This is a genomic window from Psychrobacillus sp. NPDC093200 (assembly GCF_050280345.1).
In the GTDB taxonomy this organism is placed as follows: Bacteria; Bacillota; Bacilli; order Bacillales_A; family Planococcaceae; genus Psychrobacillus; species Psychrobacillus faecigallinarum.
Genome location: NZ_JBNNVC010000002.1, coordinates 1,001,941 through 1,026,011, shown reverse-complemented (window position 1 = coordinate 1,026,011; position 24,071 = coordinate 1,001,941). Strand labels below are relative to the sequence as shown.

The 24,071-nt window shown below is 37.3% G+C and carries 29 protein-coding genes; 28 read left to right on the top strand and 1 reads right to left on the bottom strand.

What is annotated here, in order from left to right; all coding sequences use genetic code 11:
• Positions 1–11 precede the first annotated feature (11 nt).
• From ACQKNZ_RS12865 to ACQKNZ_RS12740, 26 genes are all read left to right on the top strand, one after another.
• A complete protein-coding gene (locus ACQKNZ_RS12865) occupies positions 12–1,031 on the top strand; it encodes an NAD(P)H-dependent glycerol-3-phosphate dehydrogenase (protein ID WP_144536911.1) in 1,020 nt (339 codons plus the stop codon).
• Positions 1,032–1,131: 100 nt separating this feature from the next.
• Positions 1,132–1,320: a DUF2768 domain-containing protein gene (locus tag ACQKNZ_RS12860; RefSeq protein WP_144537230.1), complete on the top strand. Its 189-nt coding sequence runs from the start codon at positions 1,132–1,134 to the stop codon at positions 1,318–1,320.
• Between the two features lie 13 nt (positions 1,321–1,333).
• Entirely contained in the window at positions 1,334–2,041 is a 708-nt protein-coding gene (locus ACQKNZ_RS12855) for a hypothetical protein (RefSeq protein ID WP_144536909.1), read from the top strand.
• An 81-nt stretch (positions 2,042–2,122) separates the two neighbouring features.
• A complete protein-coding gene (gene spoIVA, locus ACQKNZ_RS12850; RefSeq protein WP_427660020.1) occupies positions 2,123–3,601 on the top strand; it encodes a stage IV sporulation protein A in 1,479 nt (492 codons plus the stop codon).
• Positions 3,602–3,774: 173 nt separating this feature from the next.
• Positions 3,775–4,047 carry an HU family DNA-binding protein gene (locus ACQKNZ_RS12845; RefSeq protein ID WP_144536905.1) on the top strand — a complete coding sequence of 91 codons (273 nt, stop codon included), beginning with the start codon at positions 3,775–3,777 and terminating at the stop codon, positions 4,045–4,047.
• Positions 4,048–4,225: 178 nt separating this feature from the next.
• Complete coding sequence (folE, locus tag ACQKNZ_RS12840; protein WP_427660018.1) at positions 4,226–4,795, top strand: GTP cyclohydrolase I FolE; 570 nt, start codon at positions 4,226–4,228, stop codon at positions 4,793–4,795.
• A gap of 67 nt (positions 4,796–4,862) precedes the next feature.
• Entirely contained in the window at positions 4,863–5,084 is a 222-nt protein-coding gene (gene mtrB / locus ACQKNZ_RS12835; protein ID WP_144536901.1) for a trp RNA-binding attenuation protein MtrB, read from the top strand.
• Positions 5,085–5,173: 89 nt separating this feature from the next.
• A complete protein-coding gene (locus tag ACQKNZ_RS12830) occupies positions 5,174–5,923 on the top strand; it encodes a heptaprenyl diphosphate synthase component 1 (protein ID WP_427660015.1) in 750 nt (249 codons plus the stop codon).
• A 15-nt stretch (positions 5,924–5,938) separates the two neighbouring features.
• Positions 5,939–6,643 (top strand): demethylmenaquinone methyltransferase, encoded by a 705-nt coding sequence (locus tag ACQKNZ_RS12825; protein WP_144536897.1) that lies wholly within the window; start codon positions 5,939–5,941, stop codon positions 6,641–6,643.
• Positions 6,644–6,672: 29 nt separating this feature from the next.
• The gene (hepT, locus tag ACQKNZ_RS12820; protein ID WP_144536895.1) at positions 6,673–7,638 is read left to right on the top strand and encodes a heptaprenyl diphosphate synthase component II; all 966 of its coding nucleotides are present in this window, start codon (positions 6,673–6,675) and stop codon (positions 7,636–7,638) included.
• Between the two features lie 80 nt (positions 7,639–7,718).
• Positions 7,719–8,165: a nucleoside-diphosphate kinase gene (gene ndk / locus ACQKNZ_RS12815; RefSeq protein ID WP_144536893.1), complete on the top strand. Its 447-nt coding sequence runs from the start codon at positions 7,719–7,721 to the stop codon at positions 8,163–8,165.
• Positions 8,166–8,771: 606 nt separating this feature from the next.
• On the top strand, positions 8,772–9,542 hold the full coding sequence (locus tag ACQKNZ_RS12810) for a CheR family methyltransferase (RefSeq protein ID WP_151110167.1): 771 nt from the start codon (positions 8,772–8,774) through the stop codon (positions 9,540–9,542).
• A gap of 150 nt (positions 9,543–9,692) precedes the next feature.
• Positions 9,693–10,874: a chorismate synthase gene (gene aroC, locus ACQKNZ_RS12805; protein ID WP_144536889.1), complete on the top strand. Its 1,182-nt coding sequence runs from the start codon at positions 9,693–9,695 to the stop codon at positions 10,872–10,874.
• A gap of 2 nt (positions 10,875–10,876) precedes the next feature.
• Positions 10,877–11,965 carry a 3-dehydroquinate synthase gene (gene aroB / locus ACQKNZ_RS12800; RefSeq protein ID WP_154310932.1) on the top strand — a complete coding sequence of 363 codons (1,089 nt, stop codon included), beginning with the start codon at positions 10,877–10,879 and terminating at the stop codon, positions 11,963–11,965.
• On the top strand, positions 11,966–12,331 hold the full coding sequence (gene aroH, locus ACQKNZ_RS12795) for a chorismate mutase (protein WP_144536885.1): 366 nt from the start codon (positions 11,966–11,968) through the stop codon (positions 12,329–12,331). It abuts the gene before it with no gap.
• A 22-nt stretch (positions 12,332–12,353) separates the two neighbouring features.
• Positions 12,354–13,454, top strand: a complete 1,101-nt coding sequence (gene hisC / locus ACQKNZ_RS12790; protein WP_151110160.1) for a histidinol-phosphate transaminase — start codon at positions 12,354–12,356, stop codon at positions 13,452–13,454.
• Positions 13,454–14,551 carry a prephenate dehydrogenase gene (locus ACQKNZ_RS12785; protein WP_144536881.1) on the top strand — a complete coding sequence of 366 codons (1,098 nt, stop codon included), beginning with the start codon at positions 13,454–13,456 and terminating at the stop codon, positions 14,549–14,551. The genes hisC and ACQKNZ_RS12785 overlap by 1 nt, the downstream gene beginning before the upstream one ends.
• Before the next feature lie 13 nt (positions 14,552–14,564).
• On the top strand, positions 14,565–15,857 hold the full coding sequence (gene aroA / locus ACQKNZ_RS12780) for a 3-phosphoshikimate 1-carboxyvinyltransferase (RefSeq protein WP_427660010.1): 1,293 nt from the start codon (positions 14,565–14,567) through the stop codon (positions 15,855–15,857).
• Positions 15,858–15,951: 94 nt separating this feature from the next.
• Positions 15,952–17,196, top strand: coding sequence for a tetratricopeptide repeat protein (locus ACQKNZ_RS12775; RefSeq protein ID WP_427660008.1), 1,245 nt, complete (start codon positions 15,952–15,954; stop codon positions 17,194–17,196).
• Between the two features lie 20 nt (positions 17,197–17,216).
• Entirely contained in the window at positions 17,217–17,768 is a 552-nt protein-coding gene (locus ACQKNZ_RS12770; RefSeq protein ID WP_144536877.1) for a ReoY family proteolytic degradation factor, read from the top strand.
• 16 nt (positions 17,769–17,784) lie between these two features.
• Positions 17,785–18,234, top strand: coding sequence for a YpiF family protein (locus tag ACQKNZ_RS12765; RefSeq protein ID WP_151110156.1), 450 nt, complete (start codon positions 17,785–17,787; stop codon positions 18,232–18,234).
• A gap of 154 nt (positions 18,235–18,388) precedes the next feature.
• Complete coding sequence (locus tag ACQKNZ_RS12760; protein ID WP_144536873.1) at positions 18,389–18,892, top strand: ubiquinol-cytochrome c reductase iron-sulfur subunit; 504 nt, start codon at positions 18,389–18,391, stop codon at positions 18,890–18,892.
• A 20-nt stretch (positions 18,893–18,912) separates the two neighbouring features.
• Positions 18,913–19,587, top strand: a complete 675-nt coding sequence (qcrB, locus tag ACQKNZ_RS12755) for a menaquinol-cytochrome c reductase cytochrome b subunit (RefSeq protein WP_144536871.1) — start codon at positions 18,913–18,915, stop codon at positions 19,585–19,587.
• A 41-nt stretch (positions 19,588–19,628) separates the two neighbouring features.
• Entirely contained in the window at positions 19,629–20,408 is a 780-nt protein-coding gene (locus ACQKNZ_RS12750) for a menaquinol-cytochrome c reductase cytochrome b/c subunit (RefSeq protein ID WP_144536869.1), read from the top strand.
• A 116-nt stretch (positions 20,409–20,524) separates the two neighbouring features.
• Positions 20,525–21,112, top strand: a complete 588-nt coding sequence (locus ACQKNZ_RS12745; RefSeq protein ID WP_154310931.1) for a DUF1405 domain-containing protein — start codon at positions 20,525–20,527, stop codon at positions 21,110–21,112.
• Between the two features lie 63 nt (positions 21,113–21,175).
• Positions 21,176–21,850: a zinc metallopeptidase gene (locus tag ACQKNZ_RS12740; RefSeq protein ID WP_427660169.1), complete on the top strand. Its 675-nt coding sequence runs from the start codon at positions 21,176–21,178 to the stop codon at positions 21,848–21,850.
• 133 nt (positions 21,851–21,983) lie between these two features.
• On the opposite strand, the gene ACQKNZ_RS12735 is transcribed toward ACQKNZ_RS12740, so the two are convergent.
• Complete coding sequence (locus ACQKNZ_RS12735) at positions 21,984–22,853, bottom strand: YitT family protein (protein ID WP_427660004.1); 870 nt, start codon at positions 22,851–22,853, stop codon at positions 21,984–21,986.
• 101 nt (positions 22,854–22,954) lie between these two features.
• Between ACQKNZ_RS12735 and ACQKNZ_RS12730 the strand changes: the two genes are divergently transcribed.
• Together ACQKNZ_RS12730 and dapB are read left to right on the top strand one after the other, a co-directional pair.
• Positions 22,955–23,290, top strand: a complete 336-nt coding sequence (locus tag ACQKNZ_RS12730; protein ID WP_144536863.1) for a nucleotide pyrophosphohydrolase — start codon at positions 22,955–22,957, stop codon at positions 23,288–23,290.
• Positions 23,290–24,066 carry a 4-hydroxy-tetrahydrodipicolinate reductase gene (gene dapB / locus ACQKNZ_RS12725; protein ID WP_154310929.1) on the top strand — a complete coding sequence of 259 codons (777 nt, stop codon included), beginning with the start codon at positions 23,290–23,292 and terminating at the stop codon, positions 24,064–24,066. Before ACQKNZ_RS12730 ends, dapB begins: the two co-directional genes overlap by 1 nt.
• The last annotated feature ends 5 nt before the right edge of the window (positions 24,067–24,071 follow it).

The following is a 24,071-nucleotide window of genomic DNA, read 5'->3' as shown; positions in this document are numbered from 1 at the left end:
GGGGATTAAAAATGGCGAATATTACAGTGCTTGGAGCTGGTAGCTGGGGAACGGCTCTTGGAATGGTTCTTGCGCATAATAACCATGATTGTCTTCTTTGGTCACACAGAGAGAAGCAAACAGAGGAAATACTCAAAGATCATACCAATAAGCAGTACTTGCCTGATACCAAATTACCCGAAAATCTTAGAGCTACAAGTGATTTGAAAGTAGCGATAGAGCACGCTTCAACGATTGTAATTGCGGTACCTACCAAAGCAATCAGAGAGGTATGTCAGGACTTTGTAAAGCTAATGAATGATAAAAAGCTTTTCATCCATGTCTCTAAAGGAATTGAACCAGATTCCTTGAAACGAATTTCTGAGATGATTGCTGAGGAAATACCAGCATCTTTAGTTGAAGGTATTGTTGTCTTGTCTGGTCCAAGCCATGCTGAGGAAGTAGTGCTTCAGCATCCTACTACTATTACAGTGGCTAGTGACAACATGGTAGCTGCTGAAAAAGTTCAGGATTTATTCATGAATAATTATTTTAGAGTTTATACCAATGATGACGTTATCGGCGTAGAGATAGGAGCCGCCTTAAAGAACGTCATTGCATTAGCTGCTGGAATCGTAGATGGACTTGGCTACGGAGACAATGCAAAGGCTGCTCTTATTACTAGAGGATTAGCTGAAATTTCAAGACTTGGTATTAGTTTAGGGGCCAAGCCTTATACTTTTTCAGGTTTAACAGGTATGGGAGATTTAATAGCAACGTGTACGAGCGTTCATTCTCGTAACTGGAGAGCAGGTAATCTACTTGGTAAGGGTGCAAGTCTAGAGGAAGTGCTAGAAGAAGTAGGAATGATTGTAGAAGGCGTTCGTACGACAAAAGCAGCTCATCAGCTGGCGGTAAAACAAGAAGTCGATATGCCTATTACGGCTGCTCTCCACTCTGTTCTTTTTGAAAATGTACACCCGAAAGAAGCGGTGGATTCACTAATGCACCGTACGAAAAAAAATGAATTGGAAGATTATAAGACGTTTTAAAAATTGACATAAAGAAGAGTTGTATGAAAAAACAACTCTTTTTTCATGTGATATAATATTTTCATGAAAGGTGGGGAAACTCTTGTTACTAGTCTCTTCAATGGACAAAATGTGGATATCCTTTGGTTCCATGGGATGTATGTTTATGGCTATGTTATTAATGTTTTTTGTTAAAAATAAATTTTCTAACCGAATCCTAAAATTCATCTTTGGTCTAATAGCATACATATTACTATTCATAGGATTTATCACAATGGTTTATATCATTTTCAATCCAACAAAAGCTTAGTAAGGAGATTCGGATGAAAAAACTATTATTAACAGTTATGGCGATGGTTGTACTAGTATTAAGTGGATGTGGTTTTAAAGGTGGTTACGAGCCAGAAAACCTATTACCTTATGAAGACCAGCTAAATTCCGTTCAAACTGCAGTAGAGAGCTTTAGAGAAGCTTCAGGTGGTTTGTTGCCTATTAAAACACGTGAGCAGGAAACAGATCAATATATAAAATATCCAATAGATTTTAAGAAAATTGTTCCCGCATACTTAGGGAAAACTCCGGCTAATTCATTCGAAGCAGGTGGAATTTATCAGTATGTTTTAATGGACGTGGAGGAAAATCCAACTGTTAAATTGGTAGATTTGCGTATTGCAGATACATTGCGTGATATTAACTATCGAAAAGGTATTAATGGCTATGGCCCTATTGCTGAGACAATCACGGAAGGGGTCTATAAGCTAGATTATAAAAAAATGGGCTACAAGAATGAATTATCTGTTCAAAGCCCTTATTCCGACACAATGCTCCCTTTAGTGGCTACTGGAGACGGAAAAGTGTATGTAGACTATTCGATTGAGCTAAATCGAATGCTACAAGACACAGAAGTCAATGTGAAGCCAGGTGATGATATACGTTTTCTGCTAACAGACAACTTCGCAATTGTTCCTGCATATTCATTGCCATATACAGTCGATGAAAATAACGAACCAGTTTTTATGCTCAATAAATAACAACATAGGAAACGTTTCATGTGTTATGCATGAAACGTTTTTTTAGTGCATATATTAAATTGCGAAGAAAGGAGAATACCGATGTCTAGTAAACTGTATGAACAAATAGCAGAAAGAACAAATGGCGATGTGTATCTTGGTGTAGTAGGTCCGGTTAGGGTAGGTAAATCTACGTTTGTCAAAAGAGTAATGGAGCTAGTTGTAATACCGAATATTGTTGAGGAATCAGAAAGATTACGAGCACAAGACGAACTTCCACAAAGCTCTCCTGGAAACGTCATCATGACTGCAGAACCTAAGTTCGTTCCAGCCCATGGCACTAATATATACTTGGGAGAAGAACAACTGCGGCTGCAAATTAGATTAGTAGATTGTGTAGGTTATATGATTGATGGTATTAAAACCCACTCAGGTGAAGAGGGGCAAAAACTTGTCCATACACCATGGCACAATGACGCTATTCCGTTTGAAGAAGCAGCGAGAATTGGGACTGACAAAGTCATACGCGATCATTCCACAATCGGAATTGTAGTGACGACCGATGGCACTGTGAATAATATTCCAAGAAGAGCAGCTGAATCAGCGGAAAATGAAATTATCACTCAACTAAAGGAAATAGGAAAGCCTTTTGTTATTGTTGTAAATAGTAAAACGCCTGGCCATTTAGAAACACTTCAATTATGTGAAGAGCTTCAAAAATACCATGAGGTGCCTGTAATTCCAGTCGCTGTCGATAGAATGACTGCGGATGAAATTCAGTACATACTCCAACAGGCGCTTTATGAATTTCCAATTACGGATATTGAACTGGTAAAACCTGATTGGACAGATGTATTGGAACCAGATCATTTTGTGAACAATCAAATTACGACTTCTTTACAGGAGTGGTTGCAAATTGTTTCTAAAATGAGAGATGTCAAAGAGTTGGCTTCAAAATTTAAAGAAGTACCATTTATTAAAACCGCAGAGGTGATAGAAGCAGATCCAGGTAGGGGCTCTGCTTGTATTCAAATAGATCTTAGGCCAGAGGTATTTCAAGAAGTTTGCGATGAATGGCTAGATGAACCGATTACGTCTAAAAAAGATTGGCTCTTGTTTGTGAAGGAGGCTTCAACAGCTAAAAAAGCATATCATCGATTTGCCGATGCTCTTGAAGCAGCAAAAACTACTGGTTATGGAGTATCTTTGCCATCAATACAAGACTTCCAGCCTTCTGCACCTGAAATTATTAAGCAAAATAATTTCTTCGGGGTTAGTTTAAAGGCTAAGGCATCCTCTCTTCATATTATTCGTGTAGATATGGAAGCGGAATTTGCCCCACTTTTGGGCTCAGAATTTCATAGTCAGCAGCTTCTAAAGGATTTAAAACATGGGTTCTTACATGACCGAGATGCATTATGGGAAACACAAGTTTTTGGAACTTCTCTTGTAGAGGTTATGAAAGAAAGCATTCGATATAAAACAGAAAGTGTTAGTCAGGTTGCGAAGAAGAGAATGCGTCAAACAATTGAAAGAATGGTAAATGAGGGAGACCGTGGTATGGTTACCTTTATTTTATAAATATGATTTGGGGCTTTTTGCGACTATGCAAAAAGTCCCGTTATTTTGTTAAATTACCTTTTTTTTTAGGAAAGTTGCTCAAACACAGACAAATAGTGTTGCGAAGGGTTTTCGGTTGTGATACTCTTTTTACAGGATTGAAGCTTATCTTCCTTTGAGAGGAGGTGAATAGTATGAATAAAACAGAATTAGTGAACTCTGTAGCAGAGGCTGCTGATTTATCTAAAAAAGATGCATCTAAAGCGGTTGAAGCTGTATTTGAATCAATTCAAACTGCTCTTGCAGATGGTGAAAAAGTTCAATTAATCGGTTTTGGTAACTTCGAGGTTCGTGAACGTGCTGCACGTAAAGGACGTAACCCTCAAACAGGTAAAGAAATCGACATCGCTGCTAGCAAGGTGCCTGCTTTTAAACCAGGTAAAGCACTTAAAGATGCAGTAAAATAATGGATGATGTAGTACATAGAACGGTTACTGTGAAGCTTGCTTCATGGTAGCCGTTCTTTTCTTTTTATTATATAATATTAATTTGTGTTGTCTGTGAAGTGAAAATTATTTCTTATCTGCGTTTCATATGCTAAGATACATACGATATATTATGCAGTTTTATCTAGGGGGTCAGCAGATGACGAAGGTCAATCTGAAAAAAATAGAAGATGCAGTGACGATGATTTTAGAAGCTATTGGGGAGGATCCTACAAGAGAAGGATTAATGGATACTCCAAAAAGAGTTTCTAAAATGTATGCAGAAATGTTTGAAGGGCTTCATCAAGATCCAAAAGAACATTTCAAAACAGTTTTTAATGAGGAGCATGAGGAACTAGTTTTAGTAAAAGATATACCTTTTTTCTCTATGTGTGAACATCATTTAGTACCTTTTTATGGTAAGGCACATGTAGCATACATACCTAGAGATGGAAAAGTGACAGGGCTTAGTAAGCTTGCTAGAGCGGTAGAAGTTACAGCAAGAAGACCTCAGCTTCAAGAAAGAATTACTTCTACAATTGCGGACGACATTATGGAAATGATTAACCCACATGGCGTTTATGTTGTCATTGAGGCTGAGCATATGTGTATGACGATGCGCGGGATAAAAAAACCAGGCGCTAAGACAGTAACTGCTGTAGCAAGAGGTATATACGAAACAGACGAGATTAAACGTTCAGAGGTTTTATCGTTTATCCAAATGAAATAACTACTTTTGAGGATAGTAAATAATATGGTATGATGAATTTAGATTATGAACAAAGGAGACTATTGTAATGTCTAGTTCAGATTTTATCGTTATAAAGGCAGAGGAAGATGGAGTACAAGTGATAGGCTTGACTCGTGGCTCAGATACTAAATTTCACCATTCAGAAAAACTTGATACAGGTGAAGTAATGATCGCTCAGTTTACAGAGCATACATCTGCAATGAAAATTAGAGGTAAAGCTTCTATTCATACAGACAATGGAATTATCCAAAGTGATTCTAAGAAATAATTAACCTAAATGGCCAATAATCGCTAGTTATAATATATTTGATCATGACAGATTAAAGCTAACTGCGATTGGGAAATGGAGTAAAGTGTATGAATGAATCTTTGATTAAACATCATATAGAACAATATAAAAAAGATATTCTCATGCAAATACAGCATAATACTCTGTTAAAATATGCAGGAATACCTGTTATTGATGAAGATCGTTTGTTTTTTACACTTTTACCGCTACTCAATGGGGAAGAATGGGCTGAAGCGAACAAACAATCAACCATTGCCGTATCCCTTATTTTTGCAGCACTTGCCGCTCATGATTTGGTGAAGGAACAAAACGCAACGACAAAAGAGCAGCAATTACAAGTATTAGCTGGAGATTATTATAGTGGGAAATATTATCAGCTATTAGCTAAGGGGAAGCAAATTGAGTTAATTCAAATCTTTTCCTCAGGAGTCTCATCTATCACGGAGCATAAAACAAGATTTTATGATCACTTAGATTACTCATATGGAGAGCTTATGCAATCTATTCAATTGATCGAAAGCAAGCCAATTGAACAATTTATGGAGCACTTTTCCTACAATGAGTATGTATTTATCATGAAAGAAGCTTTACTTCTTCTAGCTCTAAGAAGAGAGTTAACTGCATATGAAAATAGGGAAGAAACATTTTATATCCGAAACTCATTCCTGCTACAGACTAAGATAGAAACTCTTCGTGCTGAAATAGAAGCGGTTGAAAAAAATTTGGTGCGCGATGTAAGATACTCGAATATATTAAAAGAAAATGTAAAGCATGCGATTTTAGAGCGAGTGACCGAACAAGCTTTAAAAAGCAGTTGAGAGAAGGTTTAACACATGGGAAAAACAAAAGAACAGCATGTCCATGAAGTTTTTGAGAAAATCTCTGAGAACTACGATTCTATGAATTCTGTCATAAGCTTTCAACAGCACAAAATTTGGCGCAGCGATACGATGAAAGCAATGCAGGTTAAAGACGGAAGCAGCGCCTTAGACGTTTGCTGTGGTACGGCGGACTGGACAATTGCAATAGCGAAAGAGGTTGGTCCTACAGGAACAGTTAAAGGGCTAGATTTTAGTCAAAATATGCTGAATGTAGGAAAAGAAAAAGTAAAGGAAATTCCACAAATAGAATTGATTCATGGAAATGCTATGGAATTGCCCTTTGAAGACAATACATTCGACTATGTAACTATTGGATTTGGTTTACGGAATGTTCCGGATTATAAACAAGTGTTGCAAGAAATGAATCGAGTAGCTAAACCAGGCGGTATGATTGTTTGTTTAGAAACCTCTCAGCCGGATTCCAAGCTTTTTAATGCTGGATTCCGCTTTTACTTTAGATATATCATGCCAGTTTTCGGAAAGCTTTTTGCTAAGAGCTACAAAGAGTATTCTTGGTTACAAGAGTCTGCAAAGGAATTTCCTAATAGAGCGGAACTTGCCAAATTATTTGAAACGGTAGGAATGGTTAACGTTAATAGTAAACCATACAGCGGTGGGGCAGCAGCCAGACATATTGGCTTTAAGAAAGATTTTTAAGTGGGGGAAGGTTTGTTTCTGTGGATAAGATGAGATTAAAACTGCTTTATTCCGATCTTAAATCGGATTTGGAAGTCATTGAAAACGAATTAGCAGCAGCTGTGAATTCTTCCTCCCACTTATTGAATGAGGCCTCGCTTCATTTGTTGCTAGCAGGGGGAAAACGAATTCGCCCTGTGTTTGTACTGCTTTCCGCTAAATTTGGAAACTATTCTATAGAGTCTATTAAGCAAGTTGCTGTTTCTGTCGAATTGATTCATATGGCATCTTTAGTCCATGATGATGTTATAGATGATGCTGAAACTAGAAGAGGCCGAGAAACGGTGAAGTCCCAGTGGAACAACCGCGTAGCTATGTATACAGGTGACTTTCTTTTTGCTAAGGCTATTGAATACATAACAGCAGTAAAAAATACATACGCCCACGAAGTTCTCTCGCACACGATGGTTGAGCTTTGTATCGGGGAGATTATTCAAATTGAGGACAAGGGTTTTGTTGATCAGACAGTTAGAGATTATTTAAGAAGAATAAAAAGAAAGACGGCAATCCTCATCTCGGCTAGCTGCGAATTAGGTGCTATTTCATCCGGAGCAGATGAAAAGACTGTTAGGCATTTAAAGAGATTTGGTTATTATGTGGGAATGTCCTTTCAGATTATTGATGACATCTTAGATTTTACATCCACTGAGGAAGAGCTAGGTAAACCAGCTGGTGGTGATCTGTTGCAGGGAAATATTACTTTACCTGTTATTTACGCAAAGAACGATCCAACTATCCATCCGCTATTGCAAAAAGTCTTTGATGGTGAAATTGAAGAGCGAGAGATGCAAGTATTACTTGACGAGATTCGTCAATCGGATGGTATAAAACGCGCTAAACAAATAAGTAATATGTATTTACAAAAGGCGCTGCATGAAGTAAAACAACTTCCAACAAACTCTGCCAAGAAATCTTTGCAAAATGTTGCATTATTTATGAGCAAACGCAACTTTTAATTGAAATTAATTGACTGTAATGTTAGTATTTTTAACGGTGGAGAAATAAAATCCATTTTATATTTGAAGGAGTGTTCATGATGGAAAAAACATTTTTAATGGTAAAACCTGACGGCGTACAACGTAACTTAATTGGAGAAATCGTTAGTCGTTTCGAGAAAAAAGGATTCCAATTAGTTGGAGCAAAATTAATGCAAATTCCTACTGAATTAGCAGAACAACACTACGGTGAGCACAAAGAACGTCCATTCTTCGGAGAACTAGTTGACTTCATCACTTCTGGACCAGTTTTTGCAATGGTTTGGGAAGGTGAAAATGTTATTTCTACAGCTCGTTTAATGATGGGTGCTACTAACCCAAAAGAATCTGCTCCAGGAACTATTCGTGGTGACTTCGCAGTAACTGTTGGAAAAAACATTATCCACGGTTCTGATGCACCTGAAAGCGCTGAGCGTGAAATTGGATTATTCTTCAAGCAAGAAGAGCTAGTATCTTACTCTAAAGATGCTAACAAATGGGTTAACTAATTTAAATGTATGAACAAAACCAATTCTCTTAATGGAGAAATGGTTTCAGACTGTAGACAAACTCAAAGAAATTTGAAATTGTTTATAGTCTTTTTTTATTTACAATACATATAAGAAATTGTCGAATTCCATTTCGGGCACGGCCTCAGCCTTCTTCCTCTCTACGCTCAGCCCCGGTGCTTCGCCTTGTGCTGTTAGCGTAAGAGTCTTTGCGCCTTCCATTTCAATCGACCATTGTCGGCATATTTAAAAAGTGTTGAGTATCATGATGACTAAAAGTCTAATCAATGAATGTGAACAACTTGAAATGCTAATGTTTAAGCCACTTGGCCAAAGCACCAGTTGTCCGTAAATTAAATGCAATGATTAATTCCTTTTCATTTATCCATTGGTAGAACTTCTTTACTCTACTACTAAGAGACCACCACCTCCTTTCTATGTGTTTGCTTATCTTTGCTAAATTCCTTCTAATCCTATGTTTTATATTTTATCTAACAAAAAAGAATTTAAAGTAAATGTTCATATTTATCTGTTTTTTAACTATATTCTAAACGAATAGATTGCGCTATACTTTATAGATAGGCTAGTGGAAGGGAACGATATTATTTGCAAGATTACATAAAATTTGTCGAATCTATTAAAAGAAAAACTGGTATTGATTTAGCTTTATATAAGGAAGCCCAAATGAAACGTCGCTTAACGTCATTATATGAAAAAAAAGGTTATAAGAATTTTATTTCTTTCTTTGAGGCGATAGACAAAGACCGAGATCTTCTGAATGAGTTTTTAGACAGGATGACTATTAATGTATCAGAATTTTATCGAAACAGTAAGAGATGGGAAGTATTACAACAAAAAATTTTTCCAAAGCTGTTAGCCGAAAATAAGCGATTAAAAATATGGAGTGCTGCGTGCTCAACAGGAGAAGAGCCCTATACTACAGCCATGGTGCTTTCAAACCATCTACCATTGTCTCAAATATCAATTATAGCGACTGATATAGATGAAAATGCAATCCAAAGAGCTAAGGTAGGTATCTATCCCGAAAGGTCATTGGCCGAGGTACCAGTTGAAATGAAGAATAAGTATTTTGAGAAGCAAACTTCATTTTATAAAATAGATGATATTATTAAACGAACAGTTACCTTTAAAAAGCATAATCTTTTAATGGATACATACGAGAAAAATCTCGATCTGATTATTTGTCGCAATGTCATGATTTATTTTACTGAAGAAGCTAAAGACCAAATTTACCAAAGTTTTAGCAACTCATTACGTCCTGGTGGGATACTTTTTGTTGGCAGTACAGAACAAATTTTTAATCCTACTAAATACGGATTTGAACCGGAGGATACTTTTTTCTATAGAAAAAAGTAGTAAGATTGCATTAAGTTTGGCTAAGCAAGGAATTAGTGGCATTTAATGAGGAACTGTCCGATAAAAAACGGACAGTTTTTCTTCTATACTTTAAGTTTATATGTTATAGTTGAAAACAAATACTTTAGCGAGTTGAAGGGGGAAAGCGTTTTGCGTTATTTAACAGCAGGTGAGTCACATGGACCACAACTAACAGCCATTATAGAGGGTTTACCAGCCCAATTAGAGATTACAGGTGAAAAGATAAACAAGGAATTAAAACGACGTCAAGGTGGACATGGCCGTGGAAGACGTATGCAAATAGAAAAAGATACAGTTGCCATCACAGCAGGAGTGCGTCACGGTAAATCACTAGGATCTCCAGTCTGCCTAGTAGTTAATAATGATGATTGGAAACATTGGACTCATATTATGGGCATTGAACCGCTTGGAGAAGACGTGGATCCGGACGAGATTAAAAGAAAGATTACAAGACCTCGTCCAGGTCACGCAGATCTTGTCGGTGGTATGAAATATGGCCATCGTGATCTACGAAATGTTTTAGAACGTTCTTCTGCTAGAGAAACAACCGTCCGAGTGGCAGTTGGAGCAGTAGCAAAACAATTATTAAATGAGCTTGGTATTTCCATTGTTGCTCATGTAACCAAAATAGGTGGTATTGAAGCAGATTTAAATTTAGCAGAAGGAATGTCGATTGATGAAATTCGTGAGAAAGTGGAGGCAGACCCTGTCTATTGTTTAGATTCTGAAGCTTCTGCGAAGATGGTAGAGGCAATTGACCAAGCTAAAAAAGCAGGAGACACTATTGGAGGAGTCGTTGAGGTAATAATTACAGGTATGCCTGCAGGTGTTGGAAGCTATGTTCATTATGATCGAAAGCTTGACGGTAAACTCGCTATGGCAATGATGAGTATCAATGCATTTAAGGGAGTCGAGGTTGGCCTAGGATTTGAGATGGCTAACTTGTTTGGTAGTCAAGTGCACGATCAAATCTCTTGGGACAAAGAAGAGGGATACGTTCGTGATACAAACAGACTTGGTGGTATCGAGGGTGGTATGTCAACAGGAATGCCGATTGTTGTAAGAGGTGTGATGAAGCCTATACCAACATTATATAAACCATTACAAAGTGTCGATATCGATACAAAGGAGCAGTTTAAAGCAAGCATTGAACGATCTGATAGCTGTGCAGTACCAGCAGCATCTGTAGTAGCAGAAAACGTTATTGCCTGGGAGGTTGCTTCAGCTGTATTAGATACTTTTAAAGGCGATCAAATGGATATTTTAAAAGCAGATATTGAAAGACATAGAGCGTATACAAAGGGGTTTTGAACATGATTATCCCAGTTAGAACAAATGCCTCTGTTTACGAGGTGCATCTTGGAGAAGGCATCCTTGAGGATTTTTCCTTCAGAAATAAAAAAAAGCTAGAAGACTATGATCAGTTAATTATCGTAAGCGATGAAATTGTTTGGAGTTTACATGAGGACTATGTAAGAGAAAATTTTACTGCGCCGTTTAAAATATGTATTGTTCCAACTGGCGAGTCCTGTAAAACCTTTGAATCCTATTTAAATGTACAAACCTTTCTTTTACAGGAGGGAGCTACACGGAACTCTGCCCTATTTGCTTTTGGGGGAGGGGCTGTAGGAGATTTAACAGGGTTTGTTGCAGCTACCTTTATGCGAGGCATTGCATTCTATCAAATCCCTACTACTATCCTTGCACATGACAGCTCTGTTGGTGGAAAAACAGCGATTAATCATCCGATTGGAAAGAATATGATAGGTGCTTTTTATCAGCCGAAAGAAGTGATTTATGATTTTCACTTTTTAAAGACACTTCCCCTAAGAGAGGTTAAGTCCGGCATGGCTGAGGTTATTAAGCATTCACTTATTAGCGATAATAAGTGGGTGGAGGAATTTTACCAGCTTACTTCATTAAATAATCTAGATAAACTTCAATTGTTACAATGGCTGGATAAGGGCATTCGTGTCAAAGCCAAAATTGTTGAAATGGATGAAAAAGAGAGCAGCTTCCGAAAATATCTCAACTTTGGGCATACATATGGTCACGCAGTAGAAGCATCCATTGGATACGGAAAGATTTCACATGGGGAAGCAGTAATGATTGGAATGGTTCCCGCACTAATGCTTAGTGAAAAGTTCGGCCATCTGCCTAATGGCTTTGCAAAATCATTTTATTCGTTGGCTATTAGACTTGGATATGATATAAAGCAGGTTTTAGCATGTCCCTTTGAGCAATTGGCGGATTTCATGCTGAAGGATAAAAAGACAATGAAAAAGCAACTGCATTTTGCATTACTTGACACCATTGGAGTGCCTTTCATAAAGGTTGTTCCAATGGAAGACATAAAACAGTGTGACGAACAATTACGAAAATGGATAATGGAGGGGAAATAATTGATTAGAGGCGTTAGAGGAGCAACAACAGTGGATGCAGATTCTAATGAGCAAGTAATGCAAGAAACGTCCCGTCTTGCTTTAGAAATGGTCAAGGCGAACGACATTGATCCTGAGTCAATCGCTTCTGTCATTATTAGCACCACTACGGATATTACTTCAGCATTTCCTGCGAGGGCTGTGAGAGGTATAGAAGGATGGTCGCATGTCCCGGTAATGTGTACGCACGAAATGAATGTCCCGGGTGCGCTAGAGAAATGCATACGTTTAATGATGCATGTCAATACAGAGAAATCACAAAAGGATATACAACACATATATTTAAACAAGGCAATTCAATTGAGACCAGATTTATTAAAAAGATAATAATAGAATTGGGGTAAATAGAATGAAATTCAAAAAACAAATTGCTGGATTACAAGCATACCAACCAGGAAAAACAATGGATGAAGTTAAGAAGGCCTTTAATCTTGAAAAGGTTACAAAGCTTGCATCTAACGAAAATCCATATGGTGCTTCACCAAAAGTAAAGGAATTTTTGGCAAATGCTAATATAGATTTTGCATTATATCCAGATGGATATGCCTCTAAGCTTCGCACGGCGGTTGCTAACCGTTTGAATATTTCCGAAAAGCAATTGTTATTTGGTAACGGCTCTGACGAGAATATATTAATCGTTTCCAGAGCGATTCTAGAGCCTGGTTTAAATACTATTATGGCAGATTTAACTTTTGGTCAATACAAGCATAATGCCGTGGTGGAGGGCGCAGAAGCACGTACTGTTCCTCTTACAGCAGAGGGAGAGCATGATTTAGAAAAAATGCTTGCGGCCATCGATGAAAACACAGCAATTGTTTGGATTTGTAATCCTAATAATCCTACAGGGACTCTAACTCCAAGCGATAAAATAAAGGCTTTTGTAGAGCAAGCACCAAGTGATGTATTAATCGTATTAGATGAAGCTTATACAGAGTACATTACGGATAGTAGTTATGAAGATTCTATTCAGTTAATAGAAAAACATCCCAATGTTTTAGTGATGCGTACCTTCTCAAAAGCTTATGGGTTAGCAAGCTTCCGTGTAGGTTACGCAGTAGGTTCTGAGGAAGTAATTAGTCAGCTAGAGCCGACGAGAGAGCCATTTAACAATACCGTCATCTCTCAGGAAGTAGCCATATTAGGACTGAGCGATCAGCAATTCATCGCTGATTGCAAAGAAAAAAATAATGCTGGGAAATCTCAATTCGAAGCATATTGTAAAGAGCGAAAGCTGCACTTCTATCCTTCTCACACAAATTTTATTTTGATGGAAGTAAAAGCTGATAGTGACGTAGTTTTCCAAGGGCTTATGCAGCGTGGATATATCGTTCGCAGTGGTAATGCTTTAGGAAAACCAGGGTATCTTAGAATTACTATTGGAACAAAAGAACAAAATGAAGAATTACTTCAAAAACTAGATGAAGTATTGACAGAGGTAGGGGTAATTTAATGAAACAAACCATCTTCATTATTGGACTTGGTCTCATAGGAGGCTCTCTAGCTTTAGGGCTAAAGAGGAAAGACGGTCTGACTATTGTAGGCTATGATAGCAATGAAAATTCTCTTGTTACTGCTAAAAAGCTAGGGGTAATTGATGAAATTGCTTCTAATATGGAAGATGCTGCACAGCAAGCAGATATTATCGTATTTGCAACTCCAGTCAGTATAACAATCGACCTTATGAAGCTGCTTCCAACATGGAAACTAAAAGAAAATGTGATCATTACGGATACGGGTAGCACGAAGAATGAAATAATGAATGCTGCTGAAGTACTTAAGCATTTTGGAATTACTTTTATTGGGGGGCATCCGATGGCTGGTTCCCATAAAAGTGGTATAGGAGCAGCTCGTGCCTATTTGTTTGAAAATGCATATTATATGCTTACTCCCTTTGTAGACGAAGCGGAGGAAAATTTAAAGAGACTTAAGGATATTTTGCTAGTTACTAAAGCAAAGCTCGTTGAGATTAGTGCACAGGAGCATGACCATATGACAGCAACTGTTAGCCACTTCCCTCATTTAATAGCAGCCTCACTTGTACATCAACTGTCAGAGGAAAATAAGAGCTTTCCTTTTACAAAGCAGCTAGCAGCAGGTGGTTTTCGAGATATAACTCGTATTGCTTCTTCCAACCCGATTATGTGGAGAGACATAACGATGCAAAACCGCCAGGAAATTAGTAATCAGCTTCAGCTTTGGACGGAGGAGATGTTACGATTAAAGCATCTTATAGAAAAGGCAGACCAAAAAGATATCGAGGAATACTTTGCACAGGCAAAACAAATTCGAGATGATCTACCAATTGCTCAAGGAGCATTATATAGTGTATATGACCTGTATGTGGATGTTCCGGATTATGCCGGTGTTATCTCCGAAGTTATTGGTTATTTAGCAAAAGAGGATATAAGTATAACAAATTTGCGTATTGTGGAAACAAGAGAAGACATATTTGGTATTTTGGTCATTAGCTTTCAGTCGATGGAAGACCGTGCGAAGGCTGTTAAATGTATTGCTACTCATACCTCATTTGATACATATATTGCTTAGGGAGGGATCTACGATGTCAGATAAACTATTAAATTTTGATAAGCCTTCCTTACAAGGAAGTATTAAAATACCAGGGGATAAATCAGTTTCTCATCGTTCTATTATGTTTGGGGCTATCGCAGAAGGAACTACAACAGTAGAAGGCTTCCTACAGAGTGATGATTGCTTAAGTACAATTGATTGCTTCTCAAAGCTCGGGGTTGATATAAAGGTAGAAGAGGACCGTGTAGAAATAAAAAGCAACGGGATTTCTACATGGAAAGAACCTCATGAGATTTTATATACTGGTAACTCTGGAACTACAACTCGTTTAATGCTTGGAATATTAGCAGGATCTAATATCTCCTCTGTACTAATAGGGGATGAGTCAATTCAAAAAAGGCCTATGAAAAGAGTTACTGAGCCATTAAAGCAAATGGGCGCAAAACTGATTGGTCGAGCAAATGGACAGTACACCCCAATATCAGTGGAGGGGTCAAATTTGCAGGCCATCCATTATAAAATGCCTGTAGCAAGTGCTCAAGTTAAATCTGCTATATTATTAGCTGCTTTGAATGCTGAAGGTGAAACAATAGTAGAAGAAATAGAGACTACTCGTGACCATACAGAAAAAATGCTTAGTCATTTTGGAGTAAATATTCAAGTTGAGGACAGAATGATTCGTCTTCACGGTGGGCAAAAGCTAACAGGTACTCATGTAATAGTGCCTGGGGATATATCATCTGCTGCCTTTTTCTTGGTTGCGGGGGCTATTTCTCCAAAGAGTAGGTTGGAGCTGACCAATGTAGGGTTAAATAAAACTCGGACAGGGATCATTGACGTATTACAATCTATGGGTGCATCTTTAACAATCGATATATCAGAAAATACAAGTCACGAGCTAATCGGTGCTTTGACTATTGAGACGTCAGATTTAAAAGGTACAACTATAGGAGGCGATCTAATTCCTAGATTAATAGATGAGATACCAGTAATAGCTCTTCTAGCAACTCAAGCTAAGGGAAAAACAATTATCAAAAATGCAGAAGAATTAAAAGTAAAAGAAACAAATCGCATAGACGCAGTTGTTAATGAACTACGAAAACTTGGAGCTAATATTACTCCTACAGAAGACGGGATGATCATAGAAGGGCCAACTCCATTGCATGGCGGAGAATTATTGACTTACGGAGACCATCGTATTGGGATGATGGCTGCTATTGCGGCACTAATTACAGAGGGATCGGTATCAATCGACAATCATGAATGTATTGCTGTTTCTTATCCAAATTTCTTTGAACATATAGAAAAAGTCACGAAACAATAACTTTTCCATAACTCTCCCTAATAAGGAGAGTCTTTTTCTTGTTCTACTTTAAAAGTTCTTGTACGATTAATAAATGAGAAGGAATGGTGATGATATGGAAAGAATGATGCCCTTTATTCGAGTAATGGAGAATGGAGATATAGAAAAGTTAGGAGTAATGCTGGACGCTTTCTTGCTAGAAGGAGATCCGGATGAGCAGTATGAGTTAGCTGATATGTTGACAGAGTATGGATTTGTCCAAGAGGCATTAAAGCTTTTAGAGCATTTAAACTTTATATTCCCAGAAGAGGATCAGCTCAAAATAGATCAGGCACAATTATATTTAGAATTGAATAAAGAAGACGATGCTTTGGAAATGCTAAGCAATATAGAAAAGAAAAGTGAGTCCTATCCACAGGCTTTGCTTACTTTAGCTGATTATTATCAAATGATTGGTTTATATGAGGTTGCTGAACATAAAATAAATGAAGCAATTGCTATTTTACCAAAAGAGCCATTACTGCAATATGCAAAAGGCGAGCTATTGTTTGAAACGGGGAGATATTTAGAGGCTGCGCGATTAATGGAAGAGCTGTTAGCTTCTCAAAATGAACTACAAGGAGTAAATTTACCTTTAAAAGTAGCTGAAATTTATAGTGCTGGTGCTGCTTATGAAGAGGCGATTCCTTATTACACAGATGCATTAAAGAAGGAAGCGGCTCCTGAGGTTCAATTCCAAGCTGCTTATGCTTTTTTCCAAGCTAGACAATATGAGACTGCAGCAAAACATTTAAATCATCTTTTAGAAATTGATCCAGATTTCTTCTCAGGGTATATGCTCCTGGCAGAAACTTATGCAATGCTAGAAAAGAACGAGGAAGCATTAGAGGCTATTACGAACGGAATAGCTCGAGATGAATTTGAAAAAGAATATTATTTATTTGCAGGTAAAATTTCATTGAAATTGGGTAGAGTGAAGGAAGCAGAAAGTTTTCTTCAGCAAGCTATAGCATTAGATCCAGAATATATGGATGCTATCTACATACTTTCTTCTTTGTTTTCACAGGAAGAGATGGATGAAGAACTGATTGAACTATATGAGGCCTTAAAACAGGAGCAATTTGAATGGTCATCTATGTATCCACTTCTAGCAGAGGCATATGAACGTTTAGAAATGTATGAAAAAGCATACGAATTTTATAAACTTGCATATACTGAACATAAAGAGGATGTAGCATTTTTAGAAAAATACTTATACTTCCTTTTAGAAGAAGGTAAGCGTGAAGAAGCTAAAGAAATCATTTCCAAATTGCAGAAGCTTCAGCCTGAAAACAGTGAATGGTTTGACATGATGGAATAAAGATAGGAAGGAGAGGTTATGTGACTGCTTCTGTTTCAGTTGGCGAGAAAAAAGAGTTTGTCCGTTGGTTTTTGAAAAAGTATCAAATGAAAAGAAGAGAGTGCGTGTGGATTTTAAATTACTTAATAAGCCATGAAACAATGTTGAACAATGTACATTTTGTGGAGGAAGCTCATTATTGCCCTCGTGCTATGATTATGTCTGTAACTACTTCCTCCGGAATACCTTTTAGATTCTACAAAGGTAGTATCATGACCGCGGATGCAGAAAAATCATTTCATGATCTTCGATTGCACCCAGAGGAAGAAATGTATATTCAGTTGAACTTTCAAACACTTCCTCCTAGTCCGGAGTACCTAGCGGTTTTAGAAGAGAACCCTTATATGCCGAAATACTTGCATATTAGTGAAAAAGATAAGATGATAGCAGAAGATATATTGACAGAAAGCTTGCAATCTTTTCAGGCTGAGCAGTTGAAAAAACAGATTGATCAAGCAATTGACGAAAACAATAAAGAAAAATTTCTCGAGCTTTCCGCATTGTGGAAAAATCTTCCGTATAGAGAAAAATAGGAGAGATGAGATTATCATGCATTGGAACGGAAAAGATAGCGCAGTTTTTCAAGCACAAAAAGAATATATAGACACAGCAATAATTCCACTAATATTAATAGACGGTTCAGAGCATGGCTTCCCATTTGCTGCTTCTGCAGCTGATTTTACCTTATCGTTAGCCAACACAATTGAAAATCAATTTAAAGGAAGGATTGTTTTATTTCCTTCCTTCTCTTACACAAATAATCAGGACAAGCTATCATTACTAGATGCTTGGAATGAGGAATTAAAAAAAGCTGGGTTTAAACACACATTTTACGTTACTTCTGATAGAGAGTGGAGTACAATGGGGGAGGATCAAAATGTAATATGGTTCCCATCAATACCACTTGATTCCATGGATCAAAAAATGAAAATATCCGTATTGGAAGATCAATTAAGACAATTAATCCCGCTTTTTGCAAAAAAATGGGCAAATTCGTGACAATATCTTTCATTAATTGTTCACAAAGTTCATAATTCGTGGCAGGAATTATTGACCTTCTATTTTTATTGATATATCATTGAAATGTCCTAGTATTATTAATTCAAGCAAGTATGTCCATTGGACTGACCTTTAAGTTAGAGGGGGGAAAAGGATGAGTAACAATAAAGTATCAAGACGTCAATTTTTAAGTTATACATTAACGGGTGTTGGCGGATTTATGGCTGCAGGTATGCTAATGCCAATGGTACGTTTTGCAGTTGATCCTGTATTGCAAAAATCAGAAGGTGGAGACTTCGTACTGACTGAGAAGAAAATTGCAGATCTTACAGATGTGCCTGAACGAGTAGACTTTACTTTTGAACAGGTAGACGGCTGGTACAAGTCTGATGTAACTAGTTCTGCATGGGTTTACAAAGAAGGAGACAGCGTTATCGCATTATCTCCAATCTGTAAGCACTTAGGATGCACAGTCAACTGGGAAGGTGACCCAGCGCATAAAAACCAATTTTTCTGTCCATGTCACGCAGGTCGTTACGAGAAAAACGGACAGAATGTTGCAAAAACACCACCTCTAGGTCCGTTGGATCAATTTGAAGTACGTGAAAATGACGGTTTCTTAGAAATTGGAAAAGCTATAACTAACACATTAGTTTAATGTAAGGGGGTACGACATCAGTGCTTAATAAAATCTATGATTGGGTGGATGAACGTCTTGATATTACACCAATATGGCGTGATATCGCAGACCATGAAGTACCAGAACACGTAAACCCTGCACATCATTTCTCAGCATTTGTTTATTGTTTCGGAGGATTAACTTTCTTCATCACAGTTATTCAAATTCTTTCTGGTATGTTTTTAACAATGTATTACGTACCTGATATCGAGAATGCATGGGAATCTGTTTACTACCTTCAAAACGAAGTAGCATTCGGTGAAATCGTGCGTGGGATGCATCACTGGGGAGCATCACTTGTAATTGTTATGATGTTCTTACATACTTTGCGTGTATTCTTTACTGGTTCTTACAAAAAACCTCGTGAACTAAACTGGATGGTCGGAGTATTAATATTCGCTGTTATGTTAGGTTTAGGATTTACAGGTTACCTACTTCCTTGGGACATGAAAGCATTGTTCGCTACAAAAGTAGGTATTGAAATTGCCGCATCTGTTCCAGTTATTGGTGGCATGATCAAAACGTTATTAGCTGGTGATGAAACAATCATCGGTGCACAAACATTAACAAGATTCTTCGCGATTCATGTATTCTTCTTGCCAGCTGCTCTTTTTGCTTTACTTGCAGCTCACTTTATCATGATTCGTCGTCAAGGTATTTCTGGGCCACTATAATGGGTAAGTGGAACAGATAATTCTTAAAAGGAGGGGACAATATGCATCGCGGAAAAGGTTTGAAATTTGTTGGAGATTCTCGTGTAACGGATCCTTCTAGCCGTAAAAAGAAAACTCCTAAAGACTATTCTGAGTATCCAGGTAAAACAGAAGCTTTCTGGCCTGACTTCTTATTAAAAGAATGGTTAGTTGGAGCAGTATTTTTAGTCGGTTATTTAGTATTGACAGTCGCACATCCATCGCCGTTAGAGCGACCAGCTGACCCAACGGACACAGGATATATTCCTTTACCTGACTGGTATTTCCTATTTTTATATCAATTATTAAAATACGAATTTGCTTCTGGACCATATAATATTATTGGTGCAATCGTTATGCCAGGACTTGCTTTCGGAGCACTTTTACTAGTACCATTCTTAGATACAAGCAAGGAAAGAAGCCCATGGAAACGTCCTTTACCAACTGGTTTCATGCTTCTAGCAATCGCTTCCATCATTTTCTTAACTTGGGAATCTGTAGCAAACCATGACTGGGAAGCTGCTAAAGCACAAGGTGAAATTAGAGAAGAAGTCGCTGTGGAAATTGATGAAACAGCACCAGGCTATGAAATTTATCAGGGATCTTCCTGTATAGGTTGTCATGGTAATGCATTTGAAGGCGGTATAGGTAAGCCACTTATTGGTTTAGAATATACAGCTGAAGAAATTGTTAATATTGCTCATGAAGGGATTGGAACTATGCCACCTGGCTCTTTCCAAGGAACAGAAGAGGAATTACAACAGCTTGCTGAGTTTATAACAACCTTACAGCCAGTAGAATAATCCAAAATTAAGGGAGTCAGGTAACTGGCTCTCTTTTTTTAGCTATAAATTTTTTAATGGTACAACAATGTTACAAAATAACTTAATTATAAAAAAGAGGAGATTGGGTAATATATATGTTAATGCATTTAAAGATGTTGCTTTACAACAAATCCTTTATGTGGTTATTGTTTTTTGTAAATCTTCTGGGCACGATTTATGGTTACATTTGGTATGAAGGGCAATTATCTGTTACTGAAGCTAAGTTTTTAATATTTGTACCAGACAGCCCGACTGCGAGTCTTTTCTTTACGATAGCTCTTCTTGGCTGGCTGCTTAAAAAGAATTGGAAGCTAATAGAAGCATTAGCACTAATTACATTAGTTAAATACGGTTTATGGGCTGTGGTTATGAATCTATGGACATATGTGGAAACTGGAGGTATTGGATGGATGGGGTGGATGCTAGTTGCATCTCATTTTGCTATGGCTTTACAGGCTGTTTTATATATTCCTTTCTATCGTTTTAAACTTGGCCATATTTTAATCGCGGCAATATGGACCTTACATAATGACGTTATTGATTACGTTTTTGGACAAATGCCAACCTATAGAAGCTTAAGTGATTATGCCAATAATATTGGTTACTTTACTTTCTGGCTATCAATTGCATGTATTCTACTTGCAATATCCATTTATCAAAGAAGGTCAAATCATATTAGTTGATTGTAGATCCGTTTCCTATTAAAATTAGTGTTAGATATTGAGAGGGGGAAAAGTCTGTTGGGAATGTATATCATTTATTTTGCGATAATTTTATTATTGCCGATATATGCACAGATGAAAGTTAAAAGCACCTATAAAAAGTATTCTAAGGTACGTTCTACATCCGGTATGACTGGTGCAGAAGTAGCTAGACGAATTTTAGATGAAAATGGTTTATATGATGTTAAAGTAGTAGAAAGCAGCGGTTTCTTAAGTGATCATTATAATCCGATGACCAAAATTGTTGCATTATCTAGTCCTAACTTCCATGAAGCTTCTGTAGCTGGTGCTGCAATAGCTGCTCATGAGGTAGGCCATGCTATTCAGCATAAAGAAGCTTACTCTTTTTTAACATTAAGACATAAATTAGTTCCGGTAGCTAATATATCTTCTAATGCATCTTGGATCTTTATTATGATTGGTATTTTTGCAACTTCAACTAACATGTTGTTATTAGGTATTATTCTATTAGCCATGGGGGTTGTATTCCAAATCGTTACTCTTCCTGTTGAGTTTAATGCCTCTAGTCGAGCTATGAATCAGATGGTTTCGTTAGGTGTTATTCGTAACGAAGAAGAGAGACACGCTAAAAAAGTATTAAGTGCAGCTGCCTTAACGTATGTAGCAGCCGCAGCGGTAGCAGTGCTTGAGCTATTACGTCTAGTCTTAATCTATACAGGTATGTCTAGAGATGAATAATTAAAAATGAAGACTATCTTAGCTTCTGCTAGGATAGTCTCTTTGTTTTAAAATGATTTAATTATAAATAAAAAACAAAAGAGCATGTTTTGCAGAGTGAAAATGCAAGCATGCTCTTTTTATATCCTTTAGTTTAAAGGAGTGGTCTTTTTTGTTCGTCTAATGTAAAGCCCTCACCCATTACATCATTTGTTTCTGTAACTGAAACAAATGCATGGGGGTCAACAGCTGAGATGATAGTTTTTAATCGCATAATTTCATTTTTAGAAATAACGCAATATAATACTTCCCGATCTTTTTTTGTGTAATGCCCATAGCCTTTTAGGACGGTTACTCCCCGGTCCATTTCGGTTGTTATACGATTAGCAATGGCATCCTGATGTTCAGATATGATGAATGCTCCACGAGCTGCATATGCACCCTCCTGGACGAAATCTATAACTCGAGCACCAACAAATACTGCAACAAGCGTGTACATCATTGAGCGAATATCCAAGAATGTTAGCCAAGAAACTAAAATAACTAATGCATCAAACATAAACATTGTTTTACCCATGCTCCAGCCCAAATATTTTTGGGCTAGTCTAGCAATAATGTCAACTCCACCAGTAGTGCCACCAGCTCGGAAGATGATACCAAGCCCTGTACCTATAAAGACACCAGCAAAAAGTGAGGCTAAAAATAAATCATCGCTAATCCCGAGTTGAATCTCATATATTTCGAAGATTTTTAAGAAGATAGAAACTGAAAAGGTTCCTATAAGGGTATAATAAAATACTCTTCTACCTAAAAGCTTCCAACCTAAAAAGAACATAGGTATATTCAGCACAAGATTCATAACAGAAACATCTAACCCAAATACAAAATAAAGAATTAGCGTAATCCCTGAAAATCCGCCTTCTCCAAGGGCATTTTGCATATTAAAATGTACAAATCCAAAACTAAAAATTGCAGATCCCAGTATAATCATCAATATATTCTTAAATTTTAAGCCTATTCCCATTGTACCACCTCATTTAATAGTCCATACTAAATCTATAATATTTTATAGCTTTTGACAACAGTAGTGTATATTTATTACGATAAATGTGGGAGAGTGAGTTTATGAAAGAACATAAAAACATGAAAATGCTTCAACAGGAAGTAGATACATACATAAGCCAATTTAAGGAAGGATACTTTCCTCCAATGGAGCTCCTTGCAAGGCTCACAGAAGAACTAGGAGAGCTTTCAAGAGAGGTTCAACATAAGTATGGTACTAAGAAAAAAAAGCATACAGAGGTACAGAAGGAACTTGCTGATGAAATGGGTGATTTCTTTTTTGTATTAATTTGTTTGGCTAACTCAGAAGGTATTGACCTAGAAGATGCTTTACAAAAAGTACTCTATAAATATAATACACGTGATAAAGATCGATGGACTAAAAAGGAGGACTCATAATGGTAATAAAAGTTGCAGTAGCAGGGCCCAGAGGTAAGATGGGAAGGGAAGCAGTAGGAACCATTACAAAAAACGAGGATTTTCTCTTAGTAGGATTATTAGATTCAAAAAAAACAGAAGCTACCTTAGGAGATAATATACCGATTTATACTTCTTTAACAGAGTTAATCGAAGAAACGGCACCGGACGTTCTAGTCGATTTGACCGTACCTTCTGCTGTTTACGAGCATATTATTACTGCATTGGAGTATGGGGTAAGACCTGTGGTTGGCACTACAGGCTTTTCAGAAGTACAATTAGATAATATTAGAAACTTGGTAGAAGAAAAACAAGTCGGCTGTATTATTGCTCCGAACTTTTCTATTGGAGCCGTATTAATGATGAAGTTTGCCCAAACTGCTGCAAAATATTTACCGGATGTTGAGATAATTGAACTGCATCATGATGAGAAGGTAGATGCGCCTTCAGGGACTGCGATTAAAACTGCACAAATGATACAAAATACTAGAGAAGCTTCAGTTCAAGGTCATCCAGAAGAAGAGGAAATTCTTAAAGGTGCAAGAGGCGCTAATTTTGATGGAATGCGCATCCATAGCGTTCGTTTGCCCGGGTTAATCGCACATCAACAAGTGCTTTTAGGTGGAGATGGTCAGCTATTAACTTTAAGACACGACTCCTTCAATAGAAGTTCTTTTATGTCAGGTGTGGTTATTTCTATTAAAGAAGTGATGAATCAAAGCAAATTAGTGTATGGTTTAGAAGAAATTATCCTATAGGAGGA